The following is a 13,780-nucleotide window of genomic DNA, read 5'->3' as shown; positions in this document are numbered from 1 at the left end:
AAAACAAGACTTAAACAATGGACGACATCACTCGCACTATCGTGCCCCGCCTCGTGCTCCGCTTCGCATTTCGCACGCATGACCTCTCAAAGCGGACGGGCCGATGAACGCATATCAACCGGGGCGTGGCATCGCGTTGTCCGTGACGGCATCGATGCTCTTTGCGCTGATGTCCGTGTACGCGAAGCTGCTGACGCCGTTGACAGGGCTCGACATCTTCGCGTGGCGCGTGATCTGGACCGTGCCCGGCGCGTTTGCATTGATCGTCGTGCGCTCGCGGCTGCCGCAGTTGTGCGCGCTCGTGCAGCGCGCGCTCAGCGAGCCGCGCACGGCGCTCGCGCTGGCCGTCAGCGCCGCGTTGCTGGGCGTGCAGCTGTGGGTGTTTCTATGGGCGCCGCTGCACGGACGGATGCTCGAAGTGTCGCTCGGCTATTTCCTGTTGCCGCTGACGATGGTGCTCGTCGGCCGCTTCTACTATCACGAGCGGCTGGAGCCGTTGCAGTGGCTCGCCGTCGCTTGCGCTGCGCTCGGCGTGCTTCACGAACTGTGGGTGACACGCGCGTTTTCATGGCCGACGCTGCTCGTCGCGCTCGGCTATCCGCCGTACTTCGTGCTGCGTCGCAAGATCAACGCCGATTCGCTGACGGCCTTCGCGCTCGAAGTGTCGCTGATGCTGCCGTTCGCGCTCGCGATGGCGCTCAACGGCGGCTCGCTCGAACTGCTGTCGGGGCGCATCGACATGTGGCTCTTGCTGCTGCCCGGACTCGGCGCGCTGAGCACGGTCGCGCTCGCGTCGTATCTGAAGGCGAGCCGCCTATTGCCGATGGCGCTCTTCGGCATCCTCGGCTATGTGGAGCCCGTGTTGCTCGTGATCGTGTCGGTGACGCTGCTCGGCGAGACGATGACGGCTCAACAGCTTGGCACCTATGTGCCGATCTGGATCGCCGTCGGGCTGACGGCGCTGCATAGCGTGCGTCTGCTCGCGCCGGGTTGAATCGCTGCGCCTGCGCCGCTTGCGCCATGCTCGCGCGACGCGCGATAGCGCCGCGCTAGCGGCCCTCGTGCGTGGCGGCGCGCGCGCCGTCGATGCGCGCGCCGTCGATGCGCGCCGGACTGGCTTTCGCTTCGATCGCGTCGCGCAATGCCGGGCGCCATCCGAACGCAAACAACGCTTCGACCAGCACGAACAGCGGCCCGATCACGAGACCGATCAGGTCGTCGACGAATGCGGGCTTGCGGTGCTCATACGCGGCGTGTCCCACGAACTGGATGATCCAGCCCACGACGAAGAGACCGGCGCCCGATGCGAGCCACGATAGCGTCGGCTGCGCGGCGAGCCAGGTGCCGCACGCGATGCACAACGCGTAGAGGACGGTCATCATCAGGCCGAGCGGCACGTCGAGCGCGAGGTAATAGGCCACGCTCAGCACGACCAGCACGAGCGCCGGCGAAACCGGGAACGGCAGCGCTGCAAACGTCAACGCGGGCCGGCTCAACAGCACGGCGAGCGCCAGCACGATCATCGGAATGCCGACGAAGTGCGTCGCGATGTTGCGGCGGTCCCTGTGATAGGCCGCGTATTGCGCAAGCTGGTCAGTGAGCGTTCTCATCGATGCCCGTCCTCGTTGAACGTCATCATAATCGCGGTCGGCGGGCCGCGACAATTCAGCTAGCCGACAATCCGGCGTGTTCGAAGCGGCCTGTTCAAACCGACCCAACCGACGGACCGCGCTTCGAACAATGACGCCCGGATAGCAGCGGGGCGCGCGTAGCTGAGCGTTTGCCGCGCCGCGTTTGCCGCGCCGTACAGAAGCCCCGCGTCGAACACTAGAACGGATTGTCGATCACGCCCGGCTTCGCGTCGGGCTCTTCCTTGACCTGCTCGGGCAGGTGCGCGTCCGCCTGCAACGCGGCGACGACGCTATCGAGCGCCTCCTTGAGCGCGAGCGCCGCCTTCAGGCCGCGCTTGTCCTTCGTGATGTCGAGCGTGCCGTTCACGACGACGCGCGTGGTGCCGTTCGACACCGTCAGCGCGTCGCCCTGGATGTTGAGCACATCGTCGTCGTTCGAATACGCTTTAAACACCTTTCAGCCCTCCCGGACGCTGGTCCTTGAGTTTTTCCGGAATGCCCGGAAAACGGATTCCGCTCATCGCTTCGAGTTCGTGCACGGTCTTCACGTCGTAGCGGTCGGTCGCCACATTGTCCGCGACGATCGCGAACGCGAGCTTCTTCGACGGCACGTAGACGACCTTGAACAGTTGCGTCGGCACGAATACGCGCGTCGGCCCGATCGTCTGCAGTTGCGAGCCGGTGAAAAGCGGCCCGGTGACGACATACGTGTCGTCGTACTTCTTCGACAGCGTGCGCACGGCCGTCTCGATGTGCGACCACAAGTGCTGGTTATTGACACGATTCTGCGGCACCACGTTCGCGAGCGAGAACGATTGTGCCATTGCCTCCGCGTTCCAGCGGTCGCCCGCGGGGCTCATATGGCCGCGATCGAAGCCGCTGCGCTTGTAGTCGGCGAGCGTCGCGCCTTCGCCTTCAGGCAGGCGCGAGTCTTCGAAGAACTTGTTCGTGCGGACCATGTCCTTCGCGGCCTCGATATGGTCGCGCGTCAGATGCTCGGCGGACCACAACGGGCCGTGCGTGATGCCGGAATGCAGGACGGCGAAATCCGAATAGCAAAGCATGCGCGTCTTCGGCGTCATCCTTGCGTTCGTCAGCACGGGCCATTGGGCGTCGGGCGTGAAATCCGTGCAGGACGGAGCCGCCGATACATGGCTCGCGGCCACGATCAGCAGACTGGCTAACCACTTCTTCATGGATGTGAATGCGAATGAGGGGCTGCAAGTATAGCCGCGCGCGCTATGTGCGAGGCAACAACTACATGCAATCAGCACCGCATCGCGGATGCAATCGGCAAAAGCGTAACGGCCGCGTCGACACACGGCAATTTTTGCTCATTTCGCCTGGACGAAAGGACTGGAGAAAGATTGCAGAGCGAATGAAAGTCCGCGCCCGCGGACGGGCGGCGGGGCGGCGCTCAAATGATGGAAGTGAATCGGAAGCGTAAAGGGCGAAGCAGCGGTCCGGGCCGGACTCAGCGTCCGAACACGCTGTGCTCGGCGTGTACAGGCAGGCGGTCGACGGCCTGCAGACGCCAGAAGCCATTCATCGGCGTGCGCGTGCGGTCGGACGACCACGCCGCGCTGCCTTGTGCTGAACTGACCTGCTGCCGCCGGTCCACGTGCAGGCCGTTCAACGTGCATAAAGGTGCATCCGCGCTGGGCGCGCAGAGCTTGGTGACGCCGTCTTCGTCATGAAGTTCGCCCCATGGGGGCAGGTCGATCCCATCGTGTGCCTCTCTCGACCAGCGACGTTCGTCGGTGTCGAGCCATAGCACGGCGTAATCGTGATTGACGGTGGGGTCCGAACCGTTGATCAGTATCGTCAGCCGCATTAGACAGTCCCCCGGTGAAAAAGGTGATGCAGGTGATGCGCTTCTCAGTCTATGCCGGGCCAGAGGTTATTCAAGACAAACAGCTATCGCGAAGATTGAAAAACCCAATTGGGAACGCATCGCTGAACACCTAGATTAAATGAACGGCACAGGTGCGCGCGTCTGGCCGGTGTTCGACTATGACAAGCACGCGCGTTCCCACAATACAGGCTTTGGACGGAGGCTCAGATGTCGCAACTCAAGGGTTCGAAAACTGAAGAGAATCTGAAGGCCGCATTTGCAGGCGAATCGCAGGCCAATCGCCGCTATCTGTACTTTGCAGCGAAGGCGGACGTCGAGGGACAGAACGACGTCGCCGCGCTATTCCGTTCGACAGCGGAAGGGGAAACAGGCCACGCGCACGGCCACCTCGAATACCTCGAAGTCGTCGGCGATCCGGCAACGGGGCTACCGTTCGGCAACTCGCGCCAGAACCTGCAATCGGCGATTGCGGGCGAAACGCACGAGTACACCGACATGTATCCGGGCATGGCGAAGACCGCTCGCGAGGAAGGCTTCGACGAAATCGCGAACTGGTTCGAAACGCTCGCGAAGGCCGAGCGCAGCCACGCGAATCGCTATACGAAGGCACTGGACGCGCTGGTCGACTGATGCCGCAGGCGCCGGCATCCGTCGCCGGCGCGCTCCATTGCAGTCCGTCTGCGCGCGACCGCCCAGCTGGCGGACGGCAGGCCGAACGCAATCGGGCGGCAGGATAACGGGCTGAAGCGCAACACGAAGCGGCGCGACAACACCGACGCGGGACGAAGCGAGAGAAAGCGAGACGATCGCGATTTCGCGCGTACGGTTGGGCATCCATCGGTTGCGCATCCATCGATTGCGCGCAGAAGAACGAACAGACAACAACTGACAGACAGCCCGCTGCAACTTTGTTGCATGGCACGGGAGTAAGGGAGACGCACGCGATGCCTCACAAGGAAGGCAGCCTCGAAGCGCCGATCCGCTATCCGCTCGACTGGCAATCGGATGCTTTCTACGATCAGGATGCGATCGATCAGGAACTGACGCGCGTGTTCGACATCTGCGCGGGATGCCGCCGTTGCGTGTCGTTGTGCGGCACGTTCCCGACGCTGTTCGATCTCGTCGACGAAACGGAGATGGGCGAAGCGCACGACGTCGACAAGAAGAAATTCGGCGCCGTCGTCGACCAGTGCTATCTATGCGACCTGTGCTACATGACGAAATGCCCCTATGTGCCGCCGCATAGCTGGAACGTCGATTTTCCGCATCTGATGCTGCGTGCGAAGGCGGCGCGATACAAGCGTGGCGAGGTCGAGCTGCGCGACAAGTTTCTGTCGAACACGGATGCGCTCGGCACGTTCGCGGGCATTCCCATCGTCACGCAGACGGTCAACGCGGTGAATCACACGGGCGCCGCGCGCGGGCTGATGGAAAAGGCGCTCGGCGTCGACAAGAAAGCATGGCTGCCTGATTTCGCGTCGCGCAAATTCCGCAGCGCGGCGAGGAAGTCGCCGCAGGTGCAGGTGAAGGACGGCGAGCGCACACCCGGCAAGGTGGCGATCTACTCGACCTGTTATGTGAACTTCAACGAGCCCGGCATCGGTCACGACCTGCTGGCCGTGCTCGCGCACAACGACATTCCGTACGAACTCGTGTCGAGCGAAGCGTGCTGCGGCATGCCGTTGCTCGAGCAGGGCAATCTCGCGGGCGTCGCGGCGAAGAAAGAGAAGAACATGCCCGTGCTCGCGCGTTATGCACGCGACGGCTACGCGATCATTGGCGCGATCCCCAGTTGCGTGCTGATGTACAAGCACGAACTGCCGCTGATGTTCCCCGACGACCCCGACGTGCGCGCTGTCAGCGAAGCGTTCTGGGACCCGTTCGAATACTTCATGTCGCGTCATCGCGATGGGCTGCTGAAGACCGACTTCAACACGCCGCTCGGCAAGGTGTCGTATCACGTGCCGTGTCACGCGCGTGTGCAGAACATCGGACGAAAAACGTCGGAGACTTTCGCGCTCGTGCCGGATACGCAGGTGACGGTGGTCGAGCGCTGCTCGGGTCATGCGGGCACGTTCGGCGTGAAGAAGGAATTTCACGGGATGGCGATGAAGATCGGCAAGCCCGTCTTCAAGGCGATGGCGCAGGCGCAGCCCGATTTCATCACGTCCGATTGCCAGCTTGCGGGCCATCACATCGAACAGGGCTTCGACGAAAACGGCTTGCCGAAGACGCAGCTCGCGCACCCGTTGACGCTGCTGCGCAAGGCGTACGGCCTTTGATCTTCAATCAGCGAGGATACCGATGAGCATCGCAATGAACTCCCTATTGTCGCTCGAAAACTATGCGAAGGCGCGCAAGACGATGCGCGAGCAGATCATCGAGCACAAGAAGATCCGCCTTGTCAGGCTGGGCAATCACGTGACGTTCCTGTTCGAAGACGAACTGACGATCCGCTATCAGATTCAGGAGATGCTGCACATCGAGAAGATCTTCGACGAGGACGGCATTCAGGGCGAACTCGAAGCGTATCTGCCCCTCGTGCCCGACGGCAGCAACTTCAAGGCGACGATGCAGATCGAGTACGTAAACGAAGTCGAGCGGCGCGCGGCGCTGGCGAGGCTGATCGGCATCGAGGATCGCGTGTTCATGAAGGTGGACGGCGAAGAGCCCGTCTATGCGATCGCCGACGAAGACCTCGAACGCGAGACCAACGAGAAGACTTCAGCCGTCCATTTCGTGCGCTTCGAGCTGACGCCGTCGATGAAGGCGCGCCTTCGCGACGGCGCGGGCCTGCACATCGGTTGCGATCATCCGAACTATCCGGTGGACGTGCAGACGGTCCCCGACGAAGTGCGAGCGTCGCTCGTCGGCGATCTCGCCTAGAGCGGCTTGCGATAGACGACGAAGCCCGACAGGTCCGCGACCTTGTCGTAGAGCTGCATCGCGGTGTGGTTCGTCTCGTGCGTGAGCCAGTACACGCGCTCGGCGCGCGCGGCCTTCGCGGCGGCGTAGACGGCTTCGATCAGCGCGCGCCCGACGCCTTTGCCGCGTTCCGAATCGAGCGTGAACAGGTCGTGCAGATAGCACGTGGGTCCCGCCATCAACGTGCTGCGGTGATACAGGTAATGTACGAGACCGACCAGCGTGCCGTCGTCGCGCTCGGCGACCATCGCGTGCATCGGTTCGAGCCCGTCGAAAAAGCGCGCCCACGTGAGCCGAGTGATGTCGAGCGGCAGGGCGGTTTCGTCGAAGCGTCCATAGAAGCGGTTATAGCCGTCCCACAGCGGCAGCCATGCTTCGTAATCGGCGGGAACGACAGGGCGGATCTTCACGGCTTGCGTCACGGGCAGCGCTCCTTGTAATCGGCAGGTATCGTCGAAGCATAGGGTTTCTGTGGCACCATTGTTAGCTCCACGTCGAACGCAAAATCTGGAGCCACACAATTGGACTACGGGCTGTTGATGTCGAGCTTCGCGAGCGAGGCGGCCGGGCGCAAGCTCACGCAGCAGATGCTGCTTTACGAAAGCCTGCGTCACGCGATCCTGAACGGCGACATTCGCCACGGCACCCAGCTCGTGCCGACGCGCGCGCTCGCCGAGCAGCTAGGCATCGCGCGAAACTCGGTGCTGTACGCCTACGAGCGGCTTGCCGAAGAGGGCTTTATCGCGGCGAGCCGCCATGGGTCGATCGTCAGTTGTGTCGCGCTTCCCGGTGCCAATGCGGAGGCGTTCAATGCTGCGCCCCTCAGCCGGCTGTCGCGGCGCGTCGCGGGACTGCCGCCCGATCGCGGCAGCACGCGTGGCACGGGTGGCGCGACGGGCACGCATGCGCCGTTTCAGGCGGGCGTGCCCGCGCTCGACGAGTTTCCCGTCGCGCAGTGGCGCGCATCGATGGAACGCGCGTGGCGCTCGGTCGATGCGCGCGATCTCGGCTACGGCTATTACGCGGGTCATCCGTCGCTCAGGCGTGCTGTCGCCGAATATGTGCGCGTGTCGCGCAGCGTGCGTTGCACGGCCGATCAGGTGTTCATCACGTCGGGCACGCACACGAGTCTCGACCTGTGCGCGCGCATGCTCGCCGACCCGGGCGATTCCGCGTGGCTCGAAAACCCGGGCTATCACGGCGCGCGAATCGCGTTTCAGTCGGCGGGCCTGAACGTCGTGCCGATTCCCGTCGACGCGGCAGGCATCGCACCCACCGACGAGCACTGGCAGCGCACGCCGCCGCGCCTCGTCTACATCACGCCATCGCATCAATATCCGCTTGGCAGCGTGCTGGGCCTGGAGCGGCGCTGGGCGATCATCGGCAACGTCGTCGAACGCGGCGCCTGGATCATCGAGGACGACTACGACAGCGAACTGCGCCACAGCGGCCCGCCGCTGCCGTCGGTGCAAGGGCTGCGGCCCGCGACGCCCGTCGTCTATCTCGGCACGTTCAGCAAGACGATGTTCCCGGCGCTGCGCATCGGCTTCATGATCGTGCCGGCCAATCTCGCACCGGAAATCGGCGGCGTGATCGGCGAGATGTCGCGCCAGGGACGCATCGCCGATCAGATCGCGCTCGCGGACTTCATCGAAAGCGGCAGGTACGCGCGCCATCTGCGTCGCATGCGACGCATCTACCAGCAGCGGCGCGAGGCGATGGTCGGCGCGATTCATCGGCATATGCGCGATCTCGTGACGGTTTCGTCCGACGGCAGCGGCATGCATCTGACCATGCGCCTCGATGCGCCGTTGCAGGACCGCGACGTGAGCATCGCGTTGCGCGAGAAGGGCATCGCCGTGTCGCCGCTGAGCGCGTACTGCCACCAGGGCGAAGACGCCGCGCGATACAACGGCTTCATGCTCGGCTATGCGGGCGTGCATCCGGATAAGGCCGACAGGCTCGTCGCCGAACTCGGCGCGGCGATCCGCTCGCTGGCCATCGGCAAATGATATTCAACCAAGTGGTTGAATAACGCCGAAGCCGTGTCTATACTCGGGCTCATGAACGAGTCCGCACTCGATGGCGTGTTCCACGCGCTGTCCGATCCCACCCGGCGCGCGATGCTCGCGCAGCTTGCCGCCGGCGAACGCAACATCGGCGAACTGGCTGCGCCGTTCGCGATGTCGTTCGCCGCGGCATCGAAGCATGTGAAGGTGCTGGAAGGCGCAGGGCTGGTCCAGCGCCGCGTGGAAGGGCGCTCGCATATCTGCCGGATCGAACCGGCGCCGCTCGCCGCCGCCGATGCGTGGCTGCGCTTCTATGAACGCTTCTGGAGCAGCCGGCTCGACGTGCTCGAAGGCCTGCTGCGCAATCCACCGTAAGCATCTTGTCGACAGGGGGACAAGCAATGAACCTGAACGAACCACTCGGCGCTTTCGACGGGACGCAGGTCGTGCGCTTCGAACGCCTGCTGCCCGGACCGATCGAGCGCGTCTGGGCGTATCTGACCGAGTCCGACAAGCGCAGCCAATAGCTCGCGTCGGGTGCCATGCCGTCGCAGCCCGGCGGCGACTTCGTGATGCGCTTCGATCACTCGCTGCTGGCCGCGACGCCGGAACTGCCGCCCGAGCCGTATCGCCAGTACGCGGGCGGGCATGATTCGTATCACCGGCTGCTGCGCTTCGAGCCGCCTCATGTGCTCGCGTTCACGTGGGGCAGCATTCAGGACAACCTCTCGGAAGTGACCTTCGAATTGTCCGAGGCGGGCGATCAAGTGAAGCTCGTGCTGACGCACCGCAACCTGTCCGGCCGCAAAGAGCAACTCGACGTCGGTCCGGGCTGGCACAGCCATCTCGACGTGCTGCGCGAGCGCCTCGATGGCACTGCGCCCGCGTCGTTCTGGAAGATGTTCGAGCAGATCAAGGCGCGTTACGACAGACTCTGAAGCCTGAAGCGCCCGACACATGGTCTGTCGTCAACGTGTACGATCCGAACTCATCGCGTACACGTTGATGGAGACCAACTGTGTTTCGTTCGATCCTCACCCGCACTACGCTGTTGATCACGCTCGCGCTCGCGCGGACAGTCCCATCGGCCTATGCCGCCGATTCCGCCGCCAGCGCGACGGGCGCATCCGAACATGCTGCCGATTTCGTCGAGCACGACTTCCGCTTCTCGGACGGCACAGTCTTTCCCGAACTGCGCATCCACTACGTGACGCTCGGCACGCCGCAACGCGACGCACATGGCGATGTGACGAACGCCGTGCTGCTGATGCACGGCACGACGGGCACGAGCAAGGCGTATCTCACGCCGTCGATGCGCAAGGAACTGTTCGCGGCCGGCGAGCCTCTGGATGCGAGCCGCTATTTCATCGTGATCCCCGATGGTCTCGGGCGCGGCGGCTCGACCAAGCCGAGCGACGGGTTGCGCACGAAGTTTCCGCGCTACGGCTATGGCGACGTGGTCGAGGCGAATCACCGGCTGCTCGTCGACGGGCTGAAGGTGCGGCATCTGAAGCTCGTGCTCGGCACGTCGATGGGCGGCATGCAGACGTGGATGTGGGGCGAGCGCTATCCGGGCATGGCCGACGCGCTGATGCCGATCGCGAGCCAGCCGATCGCAATGGCGGGCCGCAACTGGCTGTGGCGGCAGATGATCGTCGGCGCGATACGCAGCGACCCCGGCTGGCAGGACGGCCACTACACGACGCCGCCGACGCAATGGGCGCGCGCGATGCCCGTCTTCACGCTGATCACGGGCAACGCGGCGCGCATGCAGGCGGCCGCGCCGGACCGCGCGGCGTCGACGCGCATGACGGAATCGATCGTCGAAGAGGCCGCGAAGAGCGATCCGAACGACGTGCTGTACTGGTTCGAATCGTCGTGGGACTACGATCCCGAGCCGAATCTCGCGGCAATTCGCGGGCGCCTGTTCGCCGTCAATTTCGCCGACGACCTGATCAACGCCACCGATCTCGGCGTGATGCAGCGGCTGATCGGCAAAGTGCCACAAGGGCGCTACGTCGAAATGCCGGAGACGGCGCAATCGTACGGACATCAGACGCTCGCGCACCCGGAAGTGTGGAAGCCCTATCTGATCCAGCTGATGAACGGCGCGTGATCTTCATATCTGTCCAGCGCGGGCGCGCGTGGACCGGGGTGCCGCGAGTGCGATAATCGACGTCGCCCCAAAAATGCAGAGCCGGAGAACATCGTGAGCCGCATCGACAACCCAACACATGACCAGGAAGCCGGCGTCGCCGATTCCACCCAGGACATCACGCGCATCGACGACACTCGCATCGGCGCGGTGCGTCCGCTGATTTCGCCGGCGCTGCTGCTCGACGAATTGCCATGCCCGCCCGGCGTGCAGACGCTCGTCGAAAAGAGCCGCGTCGAAATTGCCGATGTGCTCCATGGCCGCGACGACCGCCTCGTGGTCGTCGTCGGTCCGTGCTCGATCCACGACCACGGCCAGGCGATGGAATACGCGTACAAGCTGAAAGCGGCCGCCGATGCGCTGCGCGACGATCTGCTGATCGTGATGCGCGTCTACTTCGAGAAGCCGCGCACGACGGTCGGCTGGAAGGGCTATATCAACGATCCGCGTCTGGACGGCAGCTTCCGCATCAACGAAGGGCTGCGCCGCGCGCGCGAACTGCTGCTCGAAATCAGCGGACTCGGCCTGCCGACGGGCACCGAATTCCTCGACCTGCTGAGCCCGCAGTACATCGCGGATCTGATCGCGTGGGGTGCAATCGGCGCGCGGACGACGGAGAGCCAGAGCCATCGGCAACTGGCGTCGGGGCTGTCGTGCCCGATCGGCTTCAAGAACGGCACCGACGGCGGCGTGCAGATCGCCGCCGACGCGATCGTCGCCGCGCGCGCGAGCCACGCGTTCATGGGCATGACGAAGATGGGCATGGCCGCGATCTTCGAGACGCGCGGCAACGACGATGCGCATGTGATCCTGCGCGGCGGCAAGAAAGGGCCGAACTACGACGCGGCGGGCGTCGAGGAAGCGTGCGCCGCGTTGCGCAAGGTCGGCTTGCGCGAGCAGGTGATGGTCGACTGCTCGCATGCGAATTCAAACAAGTCGCACGAGCGCCAGATCGAAGTCGCGCAGGATCTCGCGAACCAGTTGTCGGGCGGCGAAAAGCGGATCATCGGCGTGATGATCGAGAGCCATCTGGAAGCCGGCCGTCAGGATCTGAAGCCTGGCGTGCCGCTTGCTCGCGGCGTGTCGATCACCGATGCGTGCATCGGCTGGGCGCAAACCGAGCCGGTGCTGCAGACACTGGCGCAAGCCGTGCGAGTCCGGCGCTCGCGCGTGAGTGTGAGCTAACGCCGTAGGCGTCGAAACTGCCGGATCGGTCAGCTTGATCAGCCTGCCGGCACGTATGGCCGATAACGGGCAACATCGCATGTGGCGCGGCCTTTGCGCGATGCAAGGCCGGCACGCCGGATCGTCCGGCGCATGGAGGCTTATGACTACCGCGAACCAATACTCGAAGACCGCGCCGAGCCGCGCGGATGTCGACGCTCTCGCGGGCGTGACCGTCGTCGAATTCGGCACCGACTGGTGCGGCTACTGTCAGGGCGCGCAGCCCGTGATCGCGGAGGGGTTCGGCCCGCACCCGGGCACGCGCCATCTGAAGATCGAAGATGGGCCGGGCCGGGCGCTCGGGCGTTCGTTCAAGGTCAAGCTCTGGCCGACGCTGGTCTTCATGCGCGATGGCGTCGAAGTGGCGCGCGTCGTGCGGCCGACGGACGCCCAACAGATCGAGAACGCGTTCGCCGCCGTGTCCTGAGCCAAGAGGCAACGCGTCAGCTGTTCGGAGGATCGCCGAACAGGCTGTCGATGTCCTTCGTTTCTTCCGACAGGTTGTATTCCTTCTGCACCGTCTTCAGCGCATCGTCGACGATGCGCTCGAAGCCGATCGCGTTGCCGAAGTGCTTCATCGTCCAGTTGCAGCCGCTGGCATCGGGTTCCTGCGATTGCGGGCGCGGCACGCTGATCTTCACGCCGTCGTCGACGACTTCCGGCGCGCGATGAATGCGTCGGCTCACTTCGTCCTGAAGCTGGGAAGCTGTGCGTGTCTTGCGTAGCATGAGCATCTCCGTGCGGGTGTGACCGATGCGTGGCCGACCGATGGCCACCACGCATCCGGACAGTCTAGCGCAACGCACACCATGCTTTTGCTCGCGGCTCGATAGCCCAGGCTTCGGGCTTATCGCTTGCTCGCTCGCGCGCGGCGCGATGCGCCAGTTTCCCGTTCACGCAAAACGCGCGCGGTCATGCGGCGCGTCGAAATCCTGCACGGGACCGAGCGGCACGATGCCCGTCGGATTCACCGAGCGATGGCTCTCATAGTAATGACGCTTGATGTGCTCGAAGTTCACGGTGCCCGCAACGCCCGGATGCTGATAGATGTCGCGCGTGTACGCCGACAGATTCGGATAGTCCGCAATGCGCCGAAGATTGCACTTGAAATGCCCGAAGTACACGGCATCGAAGCGGATCAGCGTCGTGAACAGCCGGATATCGGCTTCCGTCAGCCGGTTGCCCGTCAGAAACCGCTGCGTCGACAGTTTCTGTTCGAGCCAGTCGAGCGTGTCGAAGAGAGGCATCACGGCATCTTCATAGGCGCGCTGCGTGGTCGCGAAGCCGGACTTGTACACGCCGTTGTTGACCGTGTCGTAGACGCGCGCGTTGATCGCGTCGATTTCGGCGCGCAGCGGCGGCGGATAGAAGTCGCCCTGTTCCGCGCCGATCTCGTCGAACGCTGAATTCAGCATGCGGATGATTTCCGACGATTCGTTGCTCACGATCGTCCGCTGATGCTTGTCCCACAGGATGGGCACTGTCACGCGGCCCGTGTAGTGACGGTCGGCGGCGAGATAGACGTCGCGCAGATACGGCGCGTGGTTGATCGCGTCGGGCACGACGCCGGGACCGTCGTCGAAGGTCCAGCCGTCGGCCAGCATCAGCCAGTGCACGACGGAGACGCTGATCATGTCTTCGAGGCCTTTCAGCGCGCGCATGATCAACGAGCGATGCGCCCACGGGCACGCGAGGCTCACGTACAGATGGTAGCGTCCCGCTTCCGCCTCGAAGCCGTCGCTGCCGCTCGGACCCGCGTCGCCGTCGGGCGTGACCCAGTTGCGGAACACGGCATCCGTGCGCACGAAGCGTCCGCCCGTCGACGACGTGTCGTACCACCTGTCCTGCCATTGGCCGTTGACTAACAATCCCATGTCGCTGCTCCTTTCATCCTGTGCGTTCGACGCGCGCCCGCTTTGTGAGCGGCGTATCGGGCGTATTGGAAAACGGGACGACCACGTGCTTCGTCCTTTCCCCTCGA

At 64.1% G+C, this 13,780-nt stretch carries 18 protein-coding genes; 11 read left to right on the top strand and 7 right to left on the bottom strand.

The window, feature by feature from the left end; genetic code table 11:
- The first annotated feature begins 103 nt into the window (after window positions 1-103).
- Window positions 104-994, top strand: a complete 891-nt coding sequence (gene rarD, locus AB4Y32_RS11430; protein WP_368721441.1) for an EamA family transporter RarD — start codon at window positions 104-106, stop codon at window positions 992-994.
- A gap of 55 nt (window positions 995-1,049) precedes the next feature.
- Here rarD and AB4Y32_RS11425 read toward each other — a convergent pair whose 3' ends face one another.
- From AB4Y32_RS11425 to AB4Y32_RS11410, 4 genes are all read right to left on the bottom strand, one after another.
- Window positions 1,050-1,610, bottom strand: a complete 561-nt coding sequence (locus tag AB4Y32_RS11425) for a DUF962 domain-containing protein (RefSeq protein ID WP_368721440.1) — start codon at window positions 1,608-1,610, stop codon at window positions 1,050-1,052.
- 217 nt (window positions 1,611-1,827) lie between these two features.
- A complete protein-coding gene (locus AB4Y32_RS11420; protein WP_087736613.1) occupies window positions 1,828-2,085 on the bottom strand; it encodes a hypothetical protein in 258 nt (85 codons plus the stop codon).
- Window positions 2,078-2,827 (bottom strand): DNA/RNA non-specific endonuclease, encoded by a 750-nt coding sequence (locus AB4Y32_RS11415; RefSeq protein ID WP_368721439.1) that lies wholly within the window; start codon window positions 2,825-2,827, stop codon window positions 2,078-2,080. Before AB4Y32_RS11415 ends, AB4Y32_RS11420 begins: the two co-directional genes overlap by 8 nt.
- Before the next feature lie 278 nt (window positions 2,828-3,105).
- Window positions 3,106-3,465 carry a DUF3564 domain-containing protein gene (locus AB4Y32_RS11410; protein ID WP_368721438.1) on the bottom strand — a complete coding sequence of 120 codons (360 nt, stop codon included), beginning with the start codon at window positions 3,463-3,465 and terminating at the stop codon, window positions 3,106-3,108.
- Between the two features lie 228 nt (window positions 3,466-3,693).
- Between AB4Y32_RS11410 and AB4Y32_RS11405 the strand changes: the two genes are divergently transcribed.
- The 3 genes from AB4Y32_RS11405 (at window position 3,694) to AB4Y32_RS11395 (ending at window position 6,372) form a co-directional block, all read left to right on the top strand.
- The gene (locus AB4Y32_RS11405; protein ID WP_368721437.1) at window positions 3,694-4,116 is read left to right on the top strand and encodes a rubrerythrin family protein; all 423 of its coding nucleotides are present in this window, start codon (window positions 3,694-3,696) and stop codon (window positions 4,114-4,116) included.
- Between the two features lie 314 nt (window positions 4,117-4,430).
- Window positions 4,431-5,768, top strand: coding sequence for a heterodisulfide reductase-related iron-sulfur binding cluster (locus tag AB4Y32_RS11400; protein ID WP_368721436.1), 1,338 nt, complete (start codon window positions 4,431-4,433; stop codon window positions 5,766-5,768).
- A 22-nt stretch (window positions 5,769-5,790) separates the two neighbouring features.
- Complete coding sequence (locus AB4Y32_RS11395; protein WP_368721435.1) at window positions 5,791-6,372, top strand: DUF3501 family protein; 582 nt, start codon at window positions 5,791-5,793, stop codon at window positions 6,370-6,372.
- Here the strand turns inward: AB4Y32_RS11395 and AB4Y32_RS11390 are convergent.
- Complete coding sequence (locus AB4Y32_RS11390; protein WP_368721434.1) at window positions 6,369-6,833, bottom strand: N-acetyltransferase family protein; 465 nt, start codon at window positions 6,831-6,833, stop codon at window positions 6,369-6,371. The genes AB4Y32_RS11395 and AB4Y32_RS11390 overlap by 4 nt on opposite strands.
- Before the next feature lie 99 nt (window positions 6,834-6,932).
- Here AB4Y32_RS11390 and AB4Y32_RS11385 point away from each other — a divergent pair, with 99 nt between their 5' ends.
- The 7 genes from AB4Y32_RS11385 (at window position 6,933) to AB4Y32_RS11355 (ending at window position 12,226) form a co-directional block, all read left to right on the top strand.
- Window positions 6,933-8,423, top strand: coding sequence for a MocR-like pyridoxine biosynthesis transcription factor PdxR (locus AB4Y32_RS11385; protein WP_368721433.1), 1,491 nt, complete (start codon window positions 6,933-6,935; stop codon window positions 8,421-8,423).
- Between the two features lie 51 nt (window positions 8,424-8,474).
- Window positions 8,475-8,795, top strand: a complete 321-nt coding sequence (locus AB4Y32_RS11380) for an ArsR/SmtB family transcription factor (protein WP_368721432.1) — start codon at window positions 8,475-8,477, stop codon at window positions 8,793-8,795.
- A gap of 26 nt (window positions 8,796-8,821) precedes the next feature.
- Complete coding sequence (locus AB4Y32_RS11375) at window positions 8,822-8,947, top strand: hypothetical protein (RefSeq protein WP_368721431.1); 126 nt, start codon at window positions 8,822-8,824, stop codon at window positions 8,945-8,947.
- A gap of 15 nt (window positions 8,948-8,962) precedes the next feature.
- Complete coding sequence (locus AB4Y32_RS11370; protein ID WP_368721430.1) at window positions 8,963-9,358, top strand: SRPBCC domain-containing protein; 396 nt, start codon at window positions 8,963-8,965, stop codon at window positions 9,356-9,358.
- A gap of 80 nt (window positions 9,359-9,438) precedes the next feature.
- A complete protein-coding gene (locus AB4Y32_RS11365) occupies window positions 9,439-10,536 on the top strand; it encodes an alpha/beta fold hydrolase (protein WP_368721429.1) in 1,098 nt (365 codons plus the stop codon).
- Window positions 10,537-10,629: 93 nt separating this feature from the next.
- A complete protein-coding gene (locus AB4Y32_RS11360) occupies window positions 10,630-11,760 on the top strand; it encodes a 3-deoxy-7-phosphoheptulonate synthase (RefSeq protein ID WP_368721428.1) in 1,131 nt (376 codons plus the stop codon).
- 142 nt (window positions 11,761-11,902) lie between these two features.
- Entirely contained in the window at window positions 11,903-12,226 is a 324-nt protein-coding gene (locus tag AB4Y32_RS11355) for a thioredoxin family protein (RefSeq protein WP_368721427.1), read from the top strand.
- Window positions 12,227-12,242: 16 nt separating this feature from the next.
- Here the strand turns inward: AB4Y32_RS11355 and AB4Y32_RS11350 are convergent, their stop codons facing one another.
- Complete coding sequence (locus tag AB4Y32_RS11350; RefSeq protein ID WP_368721426.1) at window positions 12,243-12,527, bottom strand: hypothetical protein; 285 nt, start codon at window positions 12,525-12,527, stop codon at window positions 12,243-12,245.
- A 165-nt stretch (window positions 12,528-12,692) separates the two neighbouring features.
- Entirely contained in the window at window positions 12,693-13,673 is a 981-nt protein-coding gene (locus tag AB4Y32_RS11345) for a glutathione S-transferase family protein (protein WP_368721425.1), read from the bottom strand.
- Between the last annotated feature and the right edge of the window lie 107 nt (window positions 13,674-13,780).

The sequence above is a fragment of the Paraburkholderia phymatum genome (assembly GCF_040965635.1).
Classification (GTDB): domain Bacteria; phylum Pseudomonadota; class Gammaproteobacteria; order Burkholderiales; family Burkholderiaceae; genus Paraburkholderia; species Paraburkholderia phymatum_B.
This window is presented reverse-complemented; position numbering and strand designations above follow the sequence as displayed.

What these genes read in the sequence shown, in the direction of transcription:
- rarD (WP_368721441.1), top strand. Translation starts at nt 104, where the DNA reads ATGAACGCATATCAACCGGGGCGTGGCATCGCGTTGTCCGTGACGGCA.
- AB4Y32_RS11425 (WP_368721440.1), bottom strand. Translation starts at nt 1,610, where the DNA reads ATGAGAACGCTCACTGACCAGCTTGCGCAATACGCGGCCTATCACAGG.
- AB4Y32_RS11415 (WP_368721439.1), bottom strand. Translation starts at nt 2,827, where the DNA reads ATGAAGAAGTGGTTAGCCAGTCTGCTGATCGTGGCCGCGAGCCATGTA.
- AB4Y32_RS11410 (WP_368721438.1), bottom strand. Translation starts at nt 3,465, where the DNA reads ATGCGGCTGACGATACTGATCAACGGTTCGGACCCCACCGTCAATCAC.
- AB4Y32_RS11405 (WP_368721437.1), top strand. Translation starts at nt 3,694, where the DNA reads ATGTCGCAACTCAAGGGTTCGAAAACTGAAGAGAATCTGAAGGCCGCA.
- AB4Y32_RS11400 (WP_368721436.1), top strand. Translation starts at nt 4,431, where the DNA reads ATGCCTCACAAGGAAGGCAGCCTCGAAGCGCCGATCCGCTATCCGCTC.
- AB4Y32_RS11395 (WP_368721435.1), top strand. Translation starts at nt 5,791, where the DNA reads ATGAGCATCGCAATGAACTCCCTATTGTCGCTCGAAAACTATGCGAAG.
- AB4Y32_RS11380 (WP_368721432.1), top strand. Translation starts at nt 8,475, where the DNA reads ATGAACGAGTCCGCACTCGATGGCGTGTTCCACGCGCTGTCCGATCCC.
- AB4Y32_RS11375 (WP_368721431.1), top strand. Translation starts at nt 8,822, where the DNA reads ATGAACCTGAACGAACCACTCGGCGCTTTCGACGGGACGCAGGTCGTG.
- AB4Y32_RS11370 (WP_368721430.1), top strand. Translation starts at nt 8,963, where the DNA reads ATGCCGTCGCAGCCCGGCGGCGACTTCGTGATGCGCTTCGATCACTCG.
- AB4Y32_RS11355 (WP_368721427.1), top strand. Translation starts at nt 11,903, where the DNA reads ATGACTACCGCGAACCAATACTCGAAGACCGCGCCGAGCCGCGCGGAT.
- AB4Y32_RS11350 (WP_368721426.1), bottom strand. Translation starts at nt 12,527, where the DNA reads ATGCTACGCAAGACACGCACAGCTTCCCAGCTTCAGGACGAAGTGAGC.
- AB4Y32_RS11345 (WP_368721425.1), bottom strand. Translation starts at nt 13,673, where the DNA reads ATGGGATTGTTAGTCAACGGCCAATGGCAGGACAGGTGGTACGACACG.